Origin of the sequence: Xenorhabdus sp. NBAII XenSa04 (genome assembly GCF_963866145.1) — a bacterium.
Lineage (GTDB): Bacteria > Pseudomonadota > Gammaproteobacteria > Enterobacterales > Enterobacteriaceae > Xenorhabdus > Xenorhabdus indica.
Genome location: NZ_CAWMEB010000106.1, coordinates 1 through 6,132, shown reverse-complemented (window position 1 = coordinate 6,132; position 6,132 = coordinate 1). Strand labels below are relative to the sequence as shown.

Below are 6,132 nucleotides of genomic sequence, written 5' to 3'. Positions count from 1 at the left end.
GGTGAAAGTCCCGTCGTAGAAGATTAGCCAGATCACTACGTAGCGAGTCTTGCATCTCCGGCGGTAACAAAGGAGATGAAGCGTAGACAGCGAAACATTCGAGCCGAAACCAATAGGTGAACGTGATAACTCCGAAATTCGCTGATTGTGTTGTGCCGATGGTATCGTCGAACCAGCAGGCAATAGTTTCTGAAGGGGCTAATCTTCTACAACGGGACTTTCACCCGCAAGAAACAGTGCAGCTTTTCCCAGCGCACCATCGACATCACAGAAAATTTCAACTAACTTGTCCATAGCCTGTCCCCCTCGGAGCTGTTTTTGGTATGCACCAGAACTTTGCTCCTGGAACAGGCTTCTCGTCAATTTCTTATCCAGAATTCGGGTTATTTAGGATAATTGTTTTATAATACTCTTCATATGAGTGATAGTGATATCATACCCCAAATAGTTTCTGAATTTAAAAATATTCTCATTTGATTGTTTTAACTAAAATATTTTTACATCTGGAAACCATAAACTACTTACAACAACTTATTAGGATATTTATTTTTATTACTTGCTTATTTTTATTACTACATTAATAATGAGTCTTACATAAGGTTTTTTATTTGTCTGTTTAATTTTAATATTTACACGTTGAAATCATAACTTTTGTCAAAAATAATATTACAATTAATTAGGATAATTATTTTATGTATGAGAATATTCTTAATGAAAAACTAATGAAGTTAAAGGAAAATGGGCAATATCGTGAATTTGTAACATTAAATCGCATCTGCGGACAATATCCTTTGGCAAAAATAAATCATATAGAAAATGAAAATTCCGTTGTTGTTTGGTGTAGCAATGATTATCTAGGAATGTCCCAAAACCCTATTGTAATTGATGCTATGCATAAGGCAATTGATTTATTTGGTGCTGGATCTGGTGGTTCTAGGAATATTGGAGGGAATCACTACCAATATAAAGAATTAGAATCATCATTAGCTGAATGGCATAAGAAAGAATCTGCATTAGTATTTCCAACAGGTTATAGTTCGAATGATGCAACTTTGCAATGTTTACTACGCCTATTTGAAAACTGCATCATTTTCTCTGATGAGCTAAATCATGCATCTATTATTAATGGGATACGTAGTACAAAAGCAGAATGTTTTAAATTTAAACATAACGACACAAAGCATTTAGAAAAATTACTATCAGAACAACCTTATAACCGACCTAAAATCATAGTTTTTGAATCAATATATTCTATGGATGGTGATATTTCTCCAATTAAAGAAATTACAGACCTTGCTAAGAAATATAATGCGTTAACTTATCTTGATGAAGTACATGCTGTTGGTATGTATGGCCCTAGAGGAGCAGGAATTGCTGCTGAGCTAGGTATTTCCGATTCAATAAATATTATTCAAGGTACTATGGCTAAAGGAATTGGTGTTATAGGTGGGTATGTCACTGCCTCTGATACAATCATTGATGCAATTCGTTCTTTCGCTTCTGGTTTTATATTCACAACCTCATTACCTCCAGCCATAGTAGCGGCATGCTATGCAAGCATTGAATACTTAAAGACTTCTTGTATAGAAAGAGAAAAGTTACATTCAAAAACTGAAACACTTAAAAAACATTTTAAAAATGCAGGTATTCCGATTATGAATTCCAGTGAATCACATATATTACCAGTATTAGTTGGAGATGCAAAAAAATGTAAAGCTGCAGCACAGCAACTATTGATGAAATATAATATATATTTGCAAGCAATTAATTCACCTACAGTACCCATTGGAACAGAAAGATTTAGAGTTAATATTACTCCAAATCACTCCGATGAAAAAATGATACAATTAACGGATGCATTAGTTGAAGTCTTCTCTCTATTTAATATACCTTTTTCTCATTCAATGAGTAAAACTATATAATAAATTATTTTATTATGTCACAATAAAATAATCCCACATTACTAAAACCTTATTAAAATTATTATGTTGGAATAACTATAATGAAAGAAAAATTATCAATTAGAAAAGCAACAATTGAAGATACTGAAGATTTAGTTGAGCTACGAAAAGTATTATTATCTAATGGAAATCTTCATTATTCAGCAAAGAATAAAGAGGATGATCTAGCTTGGCAAAAAGCATATCGCTCTTGGATTGAAAAGAACATATCAAATAAAAATGTATTACTTTTAGTTGGTACATATGGTAAAGATAAAAATATTTGTTCATGCGTAATAGGAATCATTGATTTACGTCCACCTATTGTAGGAGTGCTCGATGGCCGAATCTGTTGGGCACAATCTCTTGTAGTGCGTAGTGATAGAAGAGGTTTAGGAATTGCAGAGGCCATGGTGAATAGCTTAGAGAATTCTCTAATAGAGAATAATGTCCATAAAATACTTATGCAATCTAGTAAAATTGCAGAAAAATTCCATATAAGAAAAGGTTACATACACACTGGAGAAGAGTTATTTTTCAAAATAATTTAATGGGTAAATAGTATGATGAAGGTGCTAATTATTGGCATGGGTTTTTCAGGGAAAATATTTGTTGAATCATTTAATAAAATTTCTCATGAATATGAAAAAGGCATTGACATAGCTTATACGTGTAGAACAGAAAAGAATATTAACTTAGTGTATTACCCTACTGTAAACTCAGCATTAGAATTATTTAATCCTGATGTATTAGTAATATCTGTGAACGATGAAAATCATGGAGAGATATTATCTTTAATTAAAGATTATAATGGATTTGTTATTTGTGAGAAACCCTTTGTAGATTCCAACTTTAAACTAAATACCGCAGAATATTTATTGAAAAATGCATCAGGATTCTGTTTAAATATGGTTGCGAGATATACAAAAGCATCTAGACTATTAAAAAAATATGTTGAAGATAATGATTTAAAATTAGTAAGAGCAAACTTTTTATGGAAGAAGAACAGAATTAATGATTATAGACCAACTACAGGTGTTATCAGCGAAATAATTCATCCATTAGATCTTATTCAGTGGATTAACAATAATCTATTATCCTTAGATGAAATAAATGGTGTAAAATCGGACTACTCAATATCCGGAGATGAAATTCCCGATAGTTCATTTATAGTTGGAAAAATAAATGGCTCTCTTGTTACCGGATATAGTAGTTTTGTTAGCTTATTTAGAAGAAGAGAATTAGATTTTGTTTTTCAAGACTCTCTAGGTAAATTAATATTTGCTCAATTAGCGTTTGATACACCAAACTGGCATGAGCACTCAGTAAAAATTTGGACAGAAGAGAAGACGCACACTGATAACATTTTATACTTTAACTCTCTTGATCATGAATATATTGGAGACCGTAGATTAGAACCTATCGTTAATATTATAAAGGATGTTACTGATTTCGTTATTCTAGGAAAAAAACCTGATTTCGATTTTCCTAACTTAAAAGATGCTATATATCTTCAAAAAAATCTTAATGAAATTAATCATAAGAAAAAATCATTTTATAAAGTACAATATAATAACACAGGAGAAAGAATTTTACTAAGTGAGAATAGTGGGCTTGATCGATTAGGGTGAAAAATAACAAGGGGTTTACATTAAACTCCTTGCTGCTTTTTTAACCTCCCCAATAAAAAAATGATCTACTCTATCAAAACAATTTTTCTTATGAGAAAGATATATACTTCTATGTAACTTAATAGGTAAATCATGCAATTTTATTTTTTCAAAAAATTGTAAAAATAACTTTGGACCAATGGAAACACCAATTCCTAAATCAACCATTTTTGCAATTGTATTACAATTACTTACATGAGAATAAATATTAGGACTTATATTATTTTCATTAAAAAAAATTTCTATTTTATTTTTATATGGTGCCATTGGCATAATGAATTTATTGATATTGAAAAAACCGTTTAATGATACACCGTCTAAAGGTGACTCCATGTCTATCTTTGTTGCCATCACTAACTCATCCTCTAATATTGGAATTGACTCACACCCAAAATCATCACTAATTGTAAAACCAAAATCTATTAAATCATTTATAATCCATTCCTTAATTTCATCATATCCCCCTTCAAATAGTATAATATCAATAAATGGGTATGATTTATTTATCTCCTTTATAACTGAGGGTAGAATTATTCTCTTTACACTCTCAAAAACTCCAATCCTAAAAACATAAGGAATATTTTCATCAATAAATTTCTTTTTCATCAAATTTCGGTTAATCTCTAATATCCTACTTATATATGCATAGGCATTTATTCCATGATGAGTTAAACTCACTTTTCGGCCATTTCTCACAAATAAGAGAACCCCTAGTTCTTTTTCTAAAGCTGAAACCGCATGGCTTATTGCAGACTGTGTTTTATTTAACTTTTCAGCAGCCTTAGAAAAACTTCCTGTCATAATCACTGTTTCAAAAATTTCATATTTAGTTATACTCATGATTTTTTTTCATACCTTCGCATTCAAATATTTCATTTTATTTATTACATCTTGTTGTATATACTAAAAAATGTACTAATATGAGGCTTTCCCTATTTAATGATTAACCATAACAACATTTTTACATAAAATATTATTATAACATTTATTAAATGTAAATAATCTTATGTACATAGGAACGTGTAACTAAGCTAAATTACAAACTATTTGGGTATAGAGCTGTACTCTATCATTTAAAATCGCATCAAGTTCATCACCATACTAATTAGTCACATTCATAAATTAAAATATGATATAAAGGCATAGCAGCATGAAAAAAATTATTTTTTTAGCTATAGGTATGTTTGCTCTGGGGTTTAATACTTATATTATAGCAGGAATTATACCTGGAGTTAGTGAGACATATCAAAAAAGTGCATCTCAAATTGGACAAGCTGTAAGTATATTTACTTTATGTTATGCAATTTCAGCTCCATTATTTGCTTCTCTCTTAGCAGGAAAATCGATAAAAAAAATTCTATTAATTTCTATAATAATTTTTGGGGTTGCAAATGCCTTAACCGCCATTGCTCCAAGTTTTTCTGTATTCTTGATCTCTAGAGCAATTGCTGGGGTTAGTGCTGGCTTATTCTCTCCATTAGCTATAGCTGGCTCTACATTGCTAGTTTCTGCCGAAAAGAAAGGACGTGCCCTTGGATTAACAGTAGGTGGAATGAGTATCGGAACTGTGTTAGGCGTTCCTGTTGGCCTTTATCTCGCAAACCAATTTGGTTGGCAAGCTACAATGTGGTTTACTGTTATCCTTAGCTTTATCGCAGCCTTAAGCATATTCAAATTTTTCCCTTTTATTCCAGCAACCGCCCCTCCATCCATGAAAGATAGGGTTGTAATGTTCTTAGATAAACGAGTAACAATCACAGTGCTTATAACTCTTTTTGCTGGTCTTGCAAGTTTAGGGTTATATACATATTTATCTCCTTTATTACAGGATATTAGCGGTTCAAATAATATAACATCATATTTATGGGCATGGGGACTAGGTGGATTATTTGGAAGTTTATTAGTTGGATACTTAATCGATTATTTTAAAAAAACAAAGTTATTAATTTTATTAATCTTAATATTATTAGCATGTTCTGTCATATGCATCCCGATAATGATTAACATACCATTTATAAAGTATCTACCATTCTTTATATGGGGCGCGATGGGATGGGCAGCGGGAGCACCTCAGCAACATATTTTATTGTCTTATCAACCTAAACATGGCAGTGCAGTCATTGCTCTTAATAGCTCAATCAACTATTTGGGAAGCTCAATAGGTGCGATGTTAGGTGGTGTTGTCATATCTCTTGGAATAGGTACTATGGTTTTAATCTATTTTGCAGTCTTTTTTATTTTAATTTCATTAATTCTACAATTTTATAGCATGAAAAATAGTGCGTTCAGAATAATATCTTCCGAACAATGATTTATCACTCATAGTGACAATCGCTACCACATTATTTTATATACTCTATGGATTTTGAGTTACCTCGCGATGGCAAGGGAATGCCCGCGTGAGGCTAGTACTACAGTCGTAGTTAATATTGTGTCATGATAGCTATCTCCCTTCTCCCTCACCCTAAGGGAGGTGCCACATGGCCTCACCTATCAATCTCTGGTAAGCGCTCAATTAAACC

At 31.7% G+C, this 6,132-nt stretch carries 6 protein-coding genes; 4 read left to right on the top strand and 2 right to left on the bottom strand.

Annotated features, from left to right (window positions below; translation table 11 throughout):
• Positions 1 to 198: 198 nt before the first annotated feature.
• A complete protein-coding gene (locus AAC147_RS05680; protein WP_156115437.1) occupies positions 199 to 363 on the bottom strand; it encodes a hypothetical protein in 165 nt (54 codons plus the stop codon).
• A 329-nt stretch (positions 364 to 692) separates the two neighbouring features.
• Here AAC147_RS05680 and hemA point away from each other — a divergent pair, with 329 nt between their 5' ends.
• From hemA to AAC147_RS05665, 3 genes are all read left to right on the top strand, one after another.
• On the top strand, positions 693 to 1,922 hold the full coding sequence (gene hemA / locus AAC147_RS05675) for a 5-aminolevulinate synthase (protein WP_047685905.1): 1,230 nt from the start codon (positions 693 to 695) through the stop codon (positions 1,920 to 1,922).
• Between the two features lie 80 nt (positions 1,923 to 2,002).
• Positions 2,003 to 2,491 carry a GNAT family N-acetyltransferase gene (locus AAC147_RS05670; protein WP_047685902.1) on the top strand — a complete coding sequence of 163 codons (489 nt, stop codon included), beginning with the start codon at positions 2,003 to 2,005 and terminating at the stop codon, positions 2,489 to 2,491.
• Between the two features lie 12 nt (positions 2,492 to 2,503).
• The gene (locus AAC147_RS05665; RefSeq protein WP_197056430.1) at positions 2,504 to 3,571 is read left to right on the top strand and encodes a hypothetical protein; all 1,068 of its coding nucleotides are present in this window, start codon (positions 2,504 to 2,506) and stop codon (positions 3,569 to 3,571) included.
• Positions 3,572 to 3,586: 15 nt separating this feature from the next.
• Here the strand turns inward: AAC147_RS05665 and AAC147_RS05660 are convergent, their stop codons facing one another.
• Positions 3,587 to 4,450 carry a LysR family transcriptional regulator gene (locus AAC147_RS05660; RefSeq protein WP_047685899.1) on the bottom strand — a complete coding sequence of 288 codons (864 nt, stop codon included), beginning with the start codon at positions 4,448 to 4,450 and terminating at the stop codon, positions 3,587 to 3,589.
• Positions 4,451 to 4,760: 310 nt separating this feature from the next.
• Between AAC147_RS05660 and AAC147_RS05655 the strand changes: the two genes are divergently transcribed.
• Complete coding sequence (locus AAC147_RS05655; protein WP_047685896.1) at positions 4,761 to 5,921, top strand: MFS transporter; 1,161 nt, start codon at positions 4,761 to 4,763, stop codon at positions 5,919 to 5,921.
• Positions 5,922 to 6,132 lie beyond the last annotated feature (211 nt).